We start from the raw sequence: 15,607 nt of genomic DNA on the forward strand, positions 1-15,607 counted from the left end.
TATTGTGGATTTAAGTTATATGGCAGAGATGCCGATTGAAGAGTTTCAACAACGCCGTTCCCAAATTTTCGCACAAATACCAACGAATAGTGGATTATTAGTTTTTTCAAATTTGGAATATCTGCGTACCGCATCATCGAATTACCCATTCCGTCAAGATAACTATTTCTGGTATCTCACTGGTTTTAATGAACCTAATGCAGTGTTGTTGTTAAAGAAAACAGAAAAAGGAGAGGAAACGATCCTTTTTTTACGACCATCCGATCCATTAATGGAAACATGGAATGGACGACGTCTAGGGGTAGAGAAAGCGCCAACAACATTACATATCGATCTCGCATTTTCTATCGAAGAGATTCGTCAGCAATTACCACTATTACTTAATGGTTTAACCACCCTCTATCATGCAGAAGAAGTGCAAAGTTGGGGTGATGAAATTGTACGACAAACCTTATCCCATATGCGTACACAACAACGGCAAGGAATTAAAACTCCAACAAGCCAAGTTTGCTGGCGACCAATCTTAGACGAGATGCGTTTATTTAAATCTGAAAATGAAATTCGCCTAATGCAACAAGCGGGGCAAATTTCTGCATTAGCCCATATCCGAGCAATGAAACAGGCTCGTCCACAACGTTTTGAATATGAGTTAGCGAGTGAAATTTTGCATGAATTTAATCGCTTTGGGGCAAGATGGGAATCCTATCCATCAATCGTAGCTAGTGGAGATAATGCTTGTATTTTACACTACACAGAAAATGATCGATTAATGCAAGATGGGGATTTGGTGTTAATTGATGCTGGCTGTGAATTTGCAATGTATGCTGGAGATATTACACGAACTTTCCCAGTAAATGGCAAATTTAGTCCAGCACAACGTGAAATTTATCAAATTGTTTTAGACGCAGAAAAACGAGCAATCGAATTATTAGTCAATGGCAATTCAATTAAACAAGCGAATGATGAAGTATTGAAAATTAAAGTAGCTGGATTAGTCCGTTTAGGTATTTTATCTGGTGATGTCGATACATTAATTGCTGAAAAAGCCTACACCCGCTTTTATATGCACAGTCTAGGACATTGGCTTGGCTTAGATGTACATGATGTGGGCGGTTATGGCGAAGATCGTACCCGTACCTTACAACCGGGAATGGTAGTAACGGTTGAGCCGGGATTATATATTCCAAATGCAGACGATATTCCAGCAGCATATCGTGGAATTGGTGTGCGTATTGAAGACGATCTGCTAATTACTGAATATGGTAATAAAGTCTTAACTGCTGCGGTACCAAAAGAGATAGATGAAATCGAAGCCTTAATGGCACAACAGGATTAATTATGCAACAGCAACACTACGATGTGATTATTGGCGGTGGGGCAATGAATGGGCTAACTTTAGCCTTAGCATTGAACACATTTTCTGCTTCTAAATTGAGAATTGCGGTGATTGAGAAACGCCAACGATCGCAACAGCAAGGAGTAGGCTTCGATAGTCGTTGTGTTGCATTATCAGATGGTACGTGTCGTAAACTAAATCGCATTAAAGTCAATGATAAAACGACACTCTGGCAACAGATACAATCATTTGCTGAACCCATTAAGCAAGTACACGTTTCTGAGCGAGGGCATTCAGGTATTGTTGAGATTAATGCGGAAGAGTTGCATTTAGCGCAGCTTGGCGTAGTGGTATCTTTACAGGATATGGGAAATACGTTTGCGCAGGCACTCACCCAATATCCGAATATTGAATTATTTTGTCCACATTTTATTGAACAAATCACCGTATCATCAGATCAAGTTAAGGTAACACTTGATGATCAACGCTGTTTAACTGGAAGCATTTTAATCGCTGCTGATGGAACAGACTCACAACTTGCTCAGTTAGTTGGGATCGCAAGTGAAGAGTTATATGATTTTCAGCAAAGTGCGATTATTGCGAATGTTGTTGTCAGTGAAGCACATCAAGGGCGAGCGTTTGAGCGTTTTACGCCTGGAGGACCAATCGCATTGTTACCAATGGCAGATAAGATGATGTCATTGGTATTTTGTACGAAAATGCCGGAAACGTTATTAGCATTAGATGATCAACAATTTTTAACGCATTTACAGCAAAGTTTTGGCTGGCGTTTGGGGCAATTTAAGTCAGTGAGTAAACGTTATGCTTATCCATTAAAGGTAAAACGTAGTGCAACCTATGTTGGTCAGCGTTTTGCGTTAGTAGGTAATGCAGCACAAACTCTTCACCCAGTTGCAGGGCAAGGCTTTAATCTTGGAATTCGTGATGTATTCGCATTAGCAGAGGCGATTGTCAAGGCAGAGGATATTGGTTCTGATCAGATGTTGCAGCAATATCAGGCGGAACGTTTACAGGATCAACAGCGGATTATTGGCTTAACGACCAATTTAGTACAAATTTTTAGTAATGAATTACTTCCTTTACAAGTATTACGTCATGTTGGGCTAATTTCCCTCAGCCAGTGTGCAACATTACGCCATACTTTTGTGCAACCAACGTTAGGGCGGATTTAATGAAAAGTTTTGATATAGTCATTATTGGTGGTGGTATGGTGGGGCTTGCTTTAGCGCAAGCATTAAAAGACACTACGTGTTCGATTGCGATAGTAGAAGCGAAACAACCACAATTCCAGCTAGAACAGATCGCCAACCGCGTCAGTGCATTAAATCTTTCTTCGGAAGCAATGTTACGCCAATTTGGTGTGTGGCAACAGATTCAAGATTGGCGAGCAACAGCTTATGCCAAAATGCAGGTGTGGGAAAAAGATAGCTTTGCACGGATTGAATTAGATACGCAAAACTTAGGTATCAGTCATCTTGGACATATCGTAGAAAATCCAATTATTCGTCAGGCATTATATCAATCGGTATTACAACAGCCGAACGCAGAGTTTGTATTAGCTATCCCAACAGCATTAGGCGTCAATGAACAAAATGCCGTATTAACCTTAGCTAATGGCGAAATCCTCGTCGCAAAATTGGTAGTTGGTGCAGATGGCGCAAACTCTTGGTTACGAGAACAGATGAAAATTCCATTAAATTTTCGGGATTACCAACATTCTGCTTTAGTGTGTAATGTCGAAACGACTGAACCTCACCAACAGATATGCCGACAAATTTTTGCTCCAGATTCAATCTTAGCCTTTTTACCTTTACATCAACCTAATTTAAGCTCGATTGTTTGGTCGCAGGATCCAATTAAAGCTAAGACGTTGGCTGAATGTGATGAAGAGAGTTTTAACCGCCAATTAGCGACAGCATTTGATACTCAATTAGGAGTGTGTCGAGTAGTGAGTGCACGTCATGTTTATCCATTGCGAGCGAGATTTGCACGCGATTTTATTCAGCAACGTATCGCCTTAATTGGTGATGCTGCCCATACTATCCATCCATTGGCGGGATTAGGTGTTAATCTTGGCTTTATGGATGCATTAGCGTTAGCACAAGAAATTGAAACTAACTTAGCACAAGATAAAGATATCGGTGCTTATCGCCATTTACGTCATTATGAACGTTGGCGGAAAACAGAGGCGATGAAAATGTTGGTGGCAATGCAAGGCTTTAAGGATCTTTTCGCTGGCGATTTTCCGTTGAAGAAATTAGTACGTGGCATTGGAATGTCAGTCACAGATAAGTTATTACCAGTAAAACAGCAGTTGATTGCACAAGCGACAGGATTAAGCGGGGATTTGCCACAGCGTGTTAAACGTTTAGATCTTTTTAGTTTGGAATAGCGGTTGCCAACGAAAAAAGATTGATCCACTTCACATTTTTATTGGAATCCATCCCTAACGGATGGATTTTATCTTGAAACTGCGATGAAAGCTTCTTATCATTAGAAGAAATTTATTTTTTGTGTCTATAAATTATATAATATCTAAAATTCCACAGTCTAAAAGGACAAGTATGCAACCAATCAGCACTATTGATCACCTTGATCAACAAATTTTGCGTGTTTTAACACAAGATGCACGTACACCTTATGCAGAAATGGCAAAAAATTTTGGCGTAAGTCCGGGAACAATTCATGTCCGAGTCGAAAAAATGCGTCAATCCGGAATTATTGAAGGGACCAAAGTTAAAATTAATGAAAGACGACTAGGCTATGATGTTTGTTGTTTTATCGGCATTATTCTAAAAAGTGCAAAAGATTATGAAAAAGTCATTGCTAAGCTGCAAGAATTTGATGAAGTTGTGGAAGCGTATTACACCACAGGAAATTATTCGATTTTTATTAAAGTGATGACTCATACTATCGAAGAGTTACATCACGTATTAGCAACGAAAATTCAGCTAATTGATGAAATTCAATCAACTGAAACCTTAATTTCGATGCAAAATCCTATTATCCGAGATATAAAACCATAATAAAGGAGGGCATTATGTCGGATGTATTTCACTTAGGTCTTAAAAAAAGTGATTTAGACGGAGCGAGTTTAGCGATTGTTCCGGGGGCACCAGAGCGTGTTCCGGTGATTGCTAAATTATTAGATAATCCGAAATTTTTAGTGGCTACCAGAGAATTTACCTCTTGGTTAGGTTATTTAAATGGTAAAGCCGTTGTTGTGTGTTCAACAGGTATTGGCGGACCATCAGTATCGATTGCAGTGGAAGAGCTTGCACAATTGGGTGTAAGAACATTCTTGCGTATCGGTACGACAGGGGCAATTCAGCCAGATATCAATGTTGGTGACGTATTAATTACCACTGGTGCAGTACGTTTAGATGGCGCAAGCCAACACTTCGCACCATTAGAGTACCCAGCAGTTGCGAACTTTGAATGTACCACTGCATTGTATCGTGCTGCACAAGAGTTAAATCCTAATAAGACATATGTTGGGATTACAGCATCATCAGATACCTTCTATCCGGGACAAGAACGTTACGATACCTATTCTGGTAAAGTTTGGCGTCGTTTCCAAGGTTCATTAAAACAGTGGCAAGAACTTAATGTGATGAACTTTGAAATGGAATCTGCGACCTTGTTTACTATGTGTTCAGCTTTAGGTTTACGTGCGGGTATGGTTGCGGGCGCGATTGTGAATCGTACTCAACAAGAGATCCCGAATGAAGCTACTATGAAAGCTACCGAAGAAAATGCAGTAAAAATTGTAGTTAAAGCAGCAAGTTATTTACTGTAATCTAATAAAAAATAAGGTTTTGCCTTAGGTAAAACCTTATTTATCTTGTAGTTAGTTTTTTATCGCTTAATGTGCCTGATCCCAATTATCCCCTGAATTCACTTCCACAATTAATGGCACAGTCAATTTCACTGCATTTTCCATTACTTGTTTAATTAATGCTTGATATTCAGCGACTTTCTCTTCTTTTACTTCAAACACTAATTCATCGTGAACCTGCATTACCATACGAATATCCTCTTTACCAGCAATTAGGCGATCGAGATCGATCATTGCCTTTTTGATAATATCCGCTGCGGTACCCTGCATTGGTGCATTAATCGCTACACGTTCTGCGGCTTTACGGCGAATCGCATTACTTGAGGTGATTTCTGGTAAATATAAACGGCGACCAAGTAATGTTTCTACATAACCTTGTTGTTTCGCCTGTTCTTGAATATCAGACATAAATTGTTTTACCCCCGGATAGCGTTGGAAATAGCGATCAATATACGTTTGGGCTTCGTTACGAGGAATGCCAAGCTGACGTGACAAACCAAAAGCACTCATTCCATAAATTAAACCAAAGTTAATCGCTTTAGCACTATAACGTTGTTGAGCCGTTACTTGCTCAATCGGCGTTTCAAACATTTCTGCTGCAGTAGAACGGTGAACATCTAAACCATGTGAGAAGGCATAAGCTAGCCCAGCATCACCAGAGAGGTGGGCCATAATCCGTAACTCAATTTGTGAATAGTCAGCTGCCACCACTTTATAACCTTTTGGTGCAATAAAGGCTTGGCGAATTTTACGGCCATCTTCACTGCGTGTTGGAATATTCTGTAAGTTTGGATCAGAAGAAGATAAACGACCGGTAATGGTAACGGCTTGATGATATGAAGTATGTACTCGCCCTGTATCTGGATCGATCATCTGTGGCAATTTATCGGTATAAGTCGATTTTAATTTGCTGAGACCGCGATGTTCGACCAACAATTTTGGCAAATCGTGTTCATACGCCAACTCTTCTAATACTTCTTCATTAGTTGATGGCGCACCTTTTGGTGTTTTCTTTAATACGGGTAAACCTAATTTTTCAAATAAAATTTCTTGTAATTGCTTAGTTGAAGCAAGGTTAAAAGGTTGGCCAGCTAATTGGTGAGCTTGTTGTTCTAATTGAATTAATCTGGCACTAATTTCTTGAGATTGTTGATAGAGTAAATCGCTATCAATTAACACACCGTGACGTTCCATTCGTGCTAACACTTGAGATAGTGGCAATTCAACATCAGTGAATAACTGTGCCAGTTTAGGTTGCGGTTGTAGCTGTTGCCATAACACTTGATGTAATTTCATTGTAATATCAGCATCTTCTGCCGCATATTCTGCTGCCTTTTCGATCTCAATTTGATCAAAAGTGAGCTGGGTTTTGCCTTTACCTGCAATATCTTCAAAATGAATGGTATCGTGGTTAAGGTGGCGTTTAGCCAGATCATCCATATTATGACGACCTGTACTATCAAGTGTATAAGACTCGAGCATTGTATCAAACGCAATTCCCGCTAATTGGATACCGTGGCGCGCCAAAATAGTGACATCATATTTTAGGTTTTGTCCGACTTTTTTAATGGCTGGATTTTCTAGCACATCTTTTAATGTAGTGAGTACCTGATTGATATCTAGTTGTGGTGGGCAATCTAAATAATGATGTTGTAATGGTAAATATGCAGCTTCGCCATTTTCTAAAGCAAAAGATAAACCAACCAATTTTGCCTGCATATAATTCAGACTATTGGTTTCTGTATCAATCGCAAATAGCGTAGCATTCGCTAATTTCTGATGCCATTCGGCTAATTGTGATTCGGTTAAAATGGTTTGATAGGCAGAGCGATCAACCTCAACGCTAACTGGATTATGCACAGCCGCTTTGGGCATAGTTGCACTAGCGATTGGTGCCGCCGCAGCTGTATGGCTAGTATGTTCATCAGATAATAATTCATTCAGCCAACGTTTAAATTCATAACGACCATAATATTCAATTAATTGATCACGATTCTCAGGGCGTAAGGTTAATTGATCAAAAGTGGTATCTAACACCACGTCCGTTTTAATGGTGGCTAAACGATAAGAAAGATCCGCATCTTGTTTAGCGGCAACTAATTTTTCGGCTAAGGTTTTCGCACCACGCACCGATAAAGAGGCGACTTTATCCAGATTGGCATAAATCGTATTAATATCACCAATACCTTGTAATAACCCTTGTGCGGTTTTTTCGCCTACACCGGGTACGCCGGGAATATTATCTGAGCTGTCGCCCATCAGTGCGAGAAAATCAATAATTAACTCGGGTGGTACACCATATTTTTCAATGACACCTTCACGATCTAAGATGGTATTAGTCATGGTATTAATCAGCGTAATGCGATCATCAACTAACTGAGCCATATCTTTATCGCCAGTACTAATTAAAACATCTCGACTTTGTGCGGATGCTTGTTTAGCCAGCGTACCAATCACATCATCTGCCTCAACACCTTCCACAATTAATAATGGTAAGCCTAAGGCTTCAATCATTTGGTGCAAAGGCTGAATTTGTTGGCGTAAATCCTCAGGCATCGGTGGACGGTGGGATTTATATTGTTCAAACATCTCATCACGGAAAGTTTTCCCTTTCGCATCAAAGACCACAGCAATATGGGTAGGTTGTACTTGTTTCAGTAAGCTCTTTAACATATTCAATACGCCATACATCGCTCCAGTAGGTTCACCGGCAGAGTTGGATAAACCTAAACGGAAGTTAGCATGGTAAGCACGATAGAGATAAGATGAACCGTCAACAAGGACGAAAGGATTGTCTGCAATTTGTGGCATAGTGATCTCGATATAGTGATGAAATTATGTTGATTAGTACGCAAGAAAAATCAGGCACTAATCGGATTAATCTAATTCAAAAGGCTTCATTCTAAGGCGTGAGATTGAAAATGCAACCATCAACGTTTTAAAAAAGAAAGAACCCGTTTGGGGACGGGTTCTTGTCTGAGGTGATACACATTACCGTGTATGTCTATTTGGAATTATTTATTTAATTTCGCTTTGTATGTTGGATTCATCAAGTTTTCAACAGAAAGAATATCGTTAAGTTCTTCTTCTGTGAGTAAACCTAATTCAAGTACAACATCTTTCACTCCTTTACCAGTTTTCGCACAAATCTTACCAACTTTATCACCGTTGTGGTGACCAATGAATGGGTTGAGGTAAGTTACAATACCGATAGAGTTAAATACATAGTTTTCACAAACTTCTTTATTTACGGTAATGCCATCAACACATTTATCGCGAAGATTTACGCAAGCATTGGTTAAGATGCTGATAGATTCAAACATCGCTTGACCAATCACAGGTTCCATTACGTTAAGTTGTAACTGACCAGCTTCAGAGGCCATAGTCACAGTAATATCATTACCCATTACTTTAAAACATACTTGGTTTACAACTTCAGGTACAACTGGGTTGACTTTCGCTGGCATAATAGAAGAACCCGCTTGTAATTCTGGTAAGTTGATTTCATTTAAACCAGCACGTGGACCAGAAGAGAGTAAACGCAAGTCGTTACATACTTTAGAAAGTTTTACCGCAGTACGTTTTAATGCACCGTGAACCATTACATAAGCACCACAGTCAGACGTTGCTTCAATTAAGTTTTCTGCTTTTACACAAGGTAAACCAGTTACTTTTGCCAAGTTTTCCACCACTAAATCAGTATAGCCTTTTGGTGTATTTAATGCGGTACCGATTGCAGTCGCACCAAGGTTAACTTCTAATAACAATGCAGCAGTTTTGAGTAAGTTTTTAATTTCTTCATCAAGCAATACAGCGAAAGCTTTGAACTCTTGTCCTACTGTCATAGGTACAGCATCTTGTAATTGAGTACGACCCATTTTTAATACATTAGCGAACTCAATAGATTTCTTCTCAAATCCATCGTGTAAATATTGGATTTTATCAATAAGTTTCAAAATGCTGTTGTAAACCGCAATACGGAAACCTGTTGGATAGGTATCGTTAGTTGATTGGCTAGCGTTTACGTGATCCATTGGATCTAAGTATTGATATTCACCTTTTTTGTGACCTAATTTTTCTAATGCAATGTTAGCAACAACTTCATTAGTATTCATATTCACAGAAGTACCTGCACCACCTTGGTAAACATCAGATGGGAATTGATCCATACATTTACCTGTAGTAAGGATGTCATCGCACGCAGCAACAATTGCATCAGCAATATTTTGTGGAATTGCACCAAGTTCGCCGTTAGTCATCGCGGTAGCTTTCTTAACCATCACCATACCACGAACAAACTCAGGAATATCAGAGATCGTATTATTAGAAATATTAAAATTTTCGATCGCTCTAAGGGTATGAATTCCCCAATATACATCGGCTGGAATATCTCTTTCACCTAGTAAATCAACTTCTTTACGGAATTCGCTCATAAGACACCTCAATTAATGTAATTTTATAATAAAAATCAAAATGATAAGAAAATAAAAAATCTATTTTTTATCATCGTTGAATAACTTAATTGCCGCCTATTATAGAGAGAGTTTTTCGTAAATTTTGTGACATGGATCATAAAATTAAATTTACTAAATAGGAGTTATTTTTATCTTATTCATTAGTTTTTTTATAGGTTACAGAGGCAAAAATTTTTTCTTCTTTTCCCCTTGAAAGCGATTGAGTGATCCCCATTTTTAGAGCCGTTGTCAAAATGGGGTAACCCAAACACATATATTTAGCTAAACATAGATAGGAGTACTTTTATTATGAATATTCGTCCATTACACGACCGTGTAATTTTAAAACGTGAAGAAGTAGAAACTAGATCAGCTGGTGGTATCGTTTTAACTGGTTCAGCAGCACAAAAATCTACGCGTGGTAAAGTGTTAGCTGTAGGTAAAGGTCGTATTTTAGAAAATGGTCAAGTACAACCGCTTGATGTAAAAGTAGGTGATGTAGTGATTTTTAACGACGGATATGGCGTGAAATCAGAAAAAATTGATGGTGAAGAAGTATTAATCATCTCTGAAAGCGACATTTTAGCGATTGTAGAATAATTAGATAGAGAAATAAGGAAGCAAAACAATGGCAGCAAAAGACGTAAAATTTGGTAATGACGCACGTGTTAAAATGTTAAAAGGCGTGAACGTATTAGCCGACGCAGTAAAAGTAACATTAGGCCCTAAAGGACGTAACGTTGTATTAGATAAATCTTTCGGTGCACCAACCATTACTAAAGATGGTGTATCAGTTGCACGTGAAATCGAATTAGAAGATAAATTTGAAAATATGGGCGCACAAATGGTGAAAGAAGTTGCTTCTAAAGCCAATGATGCAGCAGGTGATGGTACAACAACTGCAACTGTATTAGCCCAAGCTATCGTTAATGAAGGTTTAAAAGCTGTTGCCGCAGGTATGAATCCAATGGATTTAAAACGAGGTATTGATAAAGCTGTTGCTGAAGTAGTTGTAGAATTAAAAAATCTTTCTAAACCATGTGAAACTTCAAAAGAAATTGAACAAGTAGGTACAATCTCTGCAAACTCTGATAGCGTAGTAGGACAAATCATTGCTCAAGCAATGGAAAAAGTAGGTAAAGAAGGCGTTATCACTGTTGAAGATGGTACAGGTTTAGAAGATGAATTAGCAGTAGTAGAAGGGATGCAATTCGATCGTGGTTACCTTTCTCCATACTTCATCAATAAACCAGAAACTGCAACAGTAGAATTTGATAGCCCATATATCCTACTTGTTGATAAAAAAGTTTCTAACATTCGTGAAATGTTGCCTGTATTAGAAGCAGTAGCAAAAGCAGGTAAACCATTACTTATCATTGCTGAAGATGTAGAAGGCGAAGCACTTGCAACTTTAGTGGTGAATACAATGCGTGGTATTGTGAAAGTAGCTGCTGTGAAAGCACCGGGCTTTGGTGATCGCCGTAAAGCAATGTTACAAGATATTGCAATCTTGACTGCAGGTACTGTGATTTCTGAAGAAATCGGTATGGAATTAGAAAAAGCAACTTTAGAAGATCTTGGTCAAGCGAAACGTGTTGTAATTTCTAAAGACAATACTACTATCATTGACGGTATTGGTGATGAAGCACAAATCCAAGGTCGTGTTGCGCAAATTCGCCAACAAATCGAAGAATCAACTTCTGATTACGATAAAGAAAAACTTCAAGAACGTGTGGCTAAATTAGCTGGCGGTGTAGCAGTAATTAAAGTTGGTGCTGCAACTGAAGTTGAAATGAAAGAGAAAAAAGCACGTGTAGAAGATGCTTTACACGCAACTCGTGCCGCTGTTGAAGAAGGTATCGTCCCAGGGGGTGGTGTTGCATTAATTCGTGCAGCAAGCAAAGTTGCAGATAAACTTGCAGGCGAAAACGAAGATCAAAATGTAGGTATCAAACTTGCATTACGTGCAATGGAAGCACCATTACGTCAAATCGTGACTAACGCAGGTGAAGAAGCGTCTGTGGTAGCAAGCAAAGTGAAATCAGGTGAAGGTAACTTTGGTTATAACGCAGGTGCAGAAGTTTATGGTGATATGCTTGAAATGGGTATCTTAGATCCAACTAAAGTAACTCGTTCTGCATTACAATTCGCTTCATCAATCGCAGGGTTAATGATCACGACTGAATGTATGGTGACTGAATTACCAAAAGATGAAAAAGCGGATTTAGGTGCTGCTGGTATGGGCGGCATGGGAGGAATGGGTGGAATGATGTAATTCATTTCACTGATATCTCTCTGAACCCCTCTTCATGTAAAAATGGAGAGGGGTTTTTTATATCTCAATATTGTGGTATTAGTGTACCATTACGAGATTCCAAGAGATGCCTACACCTCTGTAAAATACTCGCTGTCTAATCCTGCTAACGGTAAGGTCGAATTTGGCCAAGCACGTACTAATTGTACTTTCATCAGATCTAACGTATCCAATCCTGGAGTGGTATTTGGCGTATATTGTTGTGCAATCCGAGCTAGCTGGGTTAAGCCAAAACTAGATTCAATGCTTGAACTGATTACCGCAATTAACCCTTGTTGGTGTGCCTGTTCAATTAAACTGACACATTTTTCTAATGATCCTACTAACGTTGGCTTAATTACAATCGCTGCAACGTGCGGTTCTGCTTTTACTGTAAACGCTGGATCGCGCACTGTTTCATCCCATGCAATGGCAATTCCAGTTTCAGCAGCAAATTGCAGGCTTTCCGCAGGTGTTTTACAAGGTTCTTCAATAAATTGAATTCTGGTGCGATGTTCAGGTTTTACATATTTTGCAAACATAGCTGCTTTTGTAGGTGTCCAAGAACGGTTGGTATCTAAACGTAATTTTAGATCAGGCACTGCTTCTAGGAACATATCAGCAATTAAACCATCACGATTAGCTTCATATAAACCAACTTTAATTTTGGCGATTTTCTCACCTGGTAGTTGATCTAATTCTTCATATAACTCATCAGGATCGCCATAACAAAGTGGTGCTGCATTAAAATTACCCTCTGTAGTCAGTTTATTTTTCATTTCAGCTAAAGCACAACTTAAACCAAATGCCACAGAAGGATAGCAATTTTCTAATGATAATTTTTCATTACGTGAACGTGCTTGATCCCAAGCGTTTAACCATTCAAGTGCTTGTTGTTGTGCTTGGTCTAGTGTTTCTTGACTAAATTCAGGTAAGGGGGCAATTTCGCCCCAACCTTCCGACTCACCACAACGAATCTGTACTAGTAACCCTTCACGTTGCTTTAAAAAGCGGTTACGTAATACAACTTGTGAATCCATTGGAATTTGATAGCGATAAAGTTTATAGCAACGTTCAGTCATAATTAAATCCTTAAAAATAAGCTTATTATTTTGGTCGTAATAGACGTTTTACCAAAGTGGCGAGTATATCAATTAGGGCAAATAGCGACAATCACCAAACCTAGTACAAACAAGATTAATCAATGATATATCACAAAAAAGTACACTTGTTTTTTGCATTTTGCTGATGATCGCAATAAACTTACGCACCGAATTAATAAGCAGAAACTTTTCTTGGCGAATTTAGCCGAAGAAAAGGGTTTTTATTGAAAAAAGATAGGTAAACATTATGCGTGTTGCAGATTTTTATTTTGATCTTCCTGATGAATTAATTGCACGCTATCCACAAAAAGAGAGAACCGCCAGTCGATTATTAAAATTAGATGGAAACAGTGGCGAATTCTCACATCACCATTTTAGAGATGTACTCTCTTTTGTGAATCCGGGAGATTTATTAGTTTTTAATAATACTCGTGTCATTCCAGCTCGAATCTATGGTAGAAAAAGTAGTGGTGGAAAATTAGAAGTTCTGGTTGAACGTGTATTAGATGATAAAAGCTGTTTGGCTCACGTGCGAGCATCAAAAGCACCTAAAGAGGGTAGCGAGCTAATTTTAGGGGAAGATAAACTCGGGGAGGGGAACGGTATTCGAGTGCTAATGCTCGGGCGTCAAGAGGCGTTGTTCCACTTACAATTTGATATTGCAGGATCGCTATTTGATACTTTGCAACAAATTGGGCATATTCCATTGCCACCTTATATTGATCGCCCTGATGAAGATGCCGATCAAGAACGTTATCAAACGGTTTATAGTAAAGTTCCAGGAGCAGTTGCAGCACCAACAGCCGGCTTACATTTTGATGATGAATTATTAGCCGCATTGCGGGCGAAAGGAGTAAATACTGCTTTTGTTACCTTACACGTTGGGGCAGGAACATTCCAACCAGTGCGAGTAGAAAATATTGAAGATCACCATATGCACGCTGAATATGCGGAAGTTCCGCCTGATGTCGTTGATGCTGTGTTAGCAACTAAAGCAGCGGGGAAACGTGTGATTGCCGTTGGTACTACATCTGTAAGATCGTTAGAAAGTGCTGCTTTAGCAGCGGAGCAACATCAAAGTGGAAAATTGTTGGAGCCTTTCTTTGCGGATACCACCATTTTTATTTATCCAGGGAAAAAATTTAGGGTGGTCGATTGCTTAATTACTAACTTTCATTTACCAGAATCCACCTTGATTATGTTGGTTTCTGCATTTGCGGGTTATGACAATATTATGCGAGCTTATCGCAATGCAGTAGAAAATCGCTATCGCTTTTTTAGTTATGGGGATGCGATGTTTTTAACTAAGAAAAATGATCCTATTTAAAAATGAAATAGGTGATATTTAGCCGCTCTGTTTTTTGAGTTGGTCTGTTTAACTTCGAACTGTTTATTCGTTGATGGAGAAAATATGAAATATGAATTAAAAAAGACGGATGGTCGTGCTCGTCGAGGGCAACTGACATTTGAACGTCCACAAGGTACTTTTACTGTTCAAACGCCAGCTTTTATGCCGGTTGGTACTTACGGCACAGTAAAAGGTATGACACCAGAAGAAGTCCGTGCAACAGGGGCAGAAATTTTATTAGGTAATACCTTTCACCTTTGGCTACGCCCGGGACAAGAGATTATGCGTAAACACGGGGACTTGCACGATTTTATGCAATGGCACCGTCCAATTTTAACCGACTCTGGCGGTTTCCAGGTGTTTAGTTTAGGCAAATTACGCAAAATTACTGAAGAAGGGGTAAAATTCCAAAATCCAATTAATGGCGAACGCATCTTCTTATCGCCAGAAAAATCAATGGAAATTCAATATGATCTTGGATCAGATATTGTGATGATCTTTGATGAATGTACGCCTTACCCATCAACCTTTGATTACGCTAAAAACTCAATGGAGCTTTCATTACGTTGGGCTAAACGTTGTCGTGATCGCTTTGATCAATTAGGTAATAAAAATGCCCTATTTGGAATTATCCAAGGTGGTGTGCATGAAGAATTACGCCAAGTATCTTTAGATGGGTTATTAGAAATTGGTTTTGATGGCTATGCCGTAGGCGGCTTAGCTGTGGGTGAACCAAAAGAAGATATGCATCGTATTCTTGATTATATTTGTCCGAAGATTCCACAAGATAAACCACGTTATTTAATGGGCGTGGGTAAACCGGAAGATCTGGTTGAAGGGGTAAGACGTGGAATCGATATGTTTGACTGCGTGATGCCAACACGTAATGCACGTAATGGACATCTATTCGTAACTGATGGTGTGGTAAAAATTCGTAATGCTAAATACCGTGATGATACAACACCGTTAGATCCTGAATGTGATTGTTATACCTGTAAGCACTACACGAAATCTTACCTTTATCATTTGGATAAATGTGGTGAAATTTTGGGTGCAAGATTAAATACCATTCACAATTTGCGTTACTATCAACGTTTAATGGAGCAAATTCGTCAAGCCATTGAAGAAGATCGCTTTGAGGATTTTGTGAAAGAGTTCTATGCGAGAATTGGTAAGCCAGTTCCGTAGCATCTCCCCCAGCCCCTCTTCACGAG

Annotated in this window: 12 protein-coding genes; 9 read left to right on the forward strand and 3 right to left on the reverse strand. The window is 39.0% G+C overall.

Features of this window, described 5'->3' with window-relative positions; translation table 11 throughout:
- Positions 1 to 4 precede the first annotated feature (4 nt).
- The 5 genes from pepP to udp all read left to right on the forward strand — a co-directional run bounded on the left by pepP (position 5) and on the right by udp (position 5,156).
- On the forward strand, positions 5 to 1,336 hold the full coding sequence (pepP, locus tag PF272_RS03315; RefSeq protein WP_271141620.1) for a Xaa-Pro aminopeptidase: 1,332 nt from the start codon (positions 5 to 7) through the stop codon (positions 1,334 to 1,336).
- A 2-nt stretch (positions 1,337 to 1,338) separates the two neighbouring features.
- Complete coding sequence (gene ubiH / locus PF272_RS03320) at positions 1,339 to 2,529, forward strand: 2-octaprenyl-6-methoxyphenyl hydroxylase (RefSeq protein ID WP_271141621.1); 1,191 nt, start codon at positions 1,339 to 1,341, stop codon at positions 2,527 to 2,529.
- The gene (locus PF272_RS03325; RefSeq protein ID WP_271141622.1) at positions 2,529 to 3,749 is read left to right on the forward strand and encodes an FAD-dependent monooxygenase; all 1,221 of its coding nucleotides are present in this window, start codon (positions 2,529 to 2,531) and stop codon (positions 3,747 to 3,749) included. The genes ubiH and PF272_RS03325 overlap by 1 nt, the downstream gene beginning before the upstream one ends.
- 181 nt (positions 3,750 to 3,930) lie before the next feature.
- A complete protein-coding gene (gene asnC / locus PF272_RS03330; protein WP_271141628.1) occupies positions 3,931 to 4,383 on the forward strand; it encodes a transcriptional regulator AsnC in 453 nt (150 codons plus the stop codon).
- A 14-nt stretch (positions 4,384 to 4,397) separates the two neighbouring features.
- Entirely contained in the window at positions 4,398 to 5,156 is a 759-nt protein-coding gene (udp, locus tag PF272_RS03335) for a uridine phosphorylase (protein ID WP_065239013.1), read from the forward strand.
- Between the two features lie 66 nt (positions 5,157 to 5,222).
- Here udp and polA read toward each other — a convergent pair whose 3' ends face one another.
- The gene (gene polA, locus PF272_RS03340; protein WP_271141623.1) at positions 5,223 to 8,006 is read right to left on the reverse strand and encodes a DNA polymerase I; all 2,784 of its coding nucleotides are present in this window, start codon (positions 8,004 to 8,006) and stop codon (positions 5,223 to 5,225) included.
- A 203-nt stretch (positions 8,007 to 8,209) separates the two neighbouring features.
- Positions 8,210 to 9,628 (reverse strand): aspartate ammonia-lyase, encoded by a 1,419-nt coding sequence (gene aspA / locus PF272_RS03345; protein ID WP_271141624.1) that lies wholly within the window; start codon positions 9,626 to 9,628, stop codon positions 8,210 to 8,212.
- Between the two features lie 330 nt (positions 9,629 to 9,958).
- Here aspA and PF272_RS03350 point away from each other — a divergent pair, with 330 nt between their 5' ends.
- Together PF272_RS03350 and groL are read left to right on the forward strand one after the other, a co-directional pair.
- Complete coding sequence (locus PF272_RS03350) at positions 9,959 to 10,249, forward strand: co-chaperone GroES (protein WP_065234389.1); 291 nt, start codon at positions 9,959 to 9,961, stop codon at positions 10,247 to 10,249.
- A 28-nt stretch (positions 10,250 to 10,277) separates the two neighbouring features.
- Positions 10,278 to 11,924 (forward strand): chaperonin GroEL, encoded by a 1,647-nt coding sequence (gene groL, locus PF272_RS03355; protein WP_271141625.1) that lies wholly within the window; start codon positions 10,278 to 10,280, stop codon positions 11,922 to 11,924.
- Between the two features lie 110 nt (positions 11,925 to 12,034).
- Here groL and menC read toward each other — a convergent pair whose 3' ends face one another.
- Positions 12,035 to 13,024 (reverse strand): o-succinylbenzoate synthase, encoded by a 990-nt coding sequence (gene menC, locus PF272_RS03360; protein WP_271141626.1) that lies wholly within the window; start codon positions 13,022 to 13,024, stop codon positions 12,035 to 12,037.
- A 268-nt stretch (positions 13,025 to 13,292) separates the two neighbouring features.
- Between menC and queA the strand changes: the two genes are divergently transcribed.
- Both queA and tgt read left to right on the forward strand, forming a co-directional pair.
- Positions 13,293 to 14,372 carry a tRNA preQ1(34) S-adenosylmethionine ribosyltransferase-isomerase QueA gene (queA, locus tag PF272_RS03365; protein WP_271141627.1) on the forward strand — a complete coding sequence of 360 codons (1,080 nt, stop codon included), beginning with the start codon at positions 13,293 to 13,295 and terminating at the stop codon, positions 14,370 to 14,372.
- 84 nt (positions 14,373 to 14,456) lie between these two features.
- On the forward strand, positions 14,457 to 15,581 hold the full coding sequence (gene tgt / locus PF272_RS03370) for a tRNA guanosine(34) transglycosylase Tgt (RefSeq protein ID WP_065238966.1): 1,125 nt from the start codon (positions 14,457 to 14,459) through the stop codon (positions 15,579 to 15,581).
- Positions 15,582 to 15,607 lie beyond the last annotated feature (26 nt).

The organism is Gallibacterium faecale, from assembly GCF_027920745.1.
In the GTDB taxonomy this organism is placed as follows: domain Bacteria; phylum Pseudomonadota; class Gammaproteobacteria; order Enterobacterales; family Pasteurellaceae; genus Gallibacterium; species Gallibacterium faecale.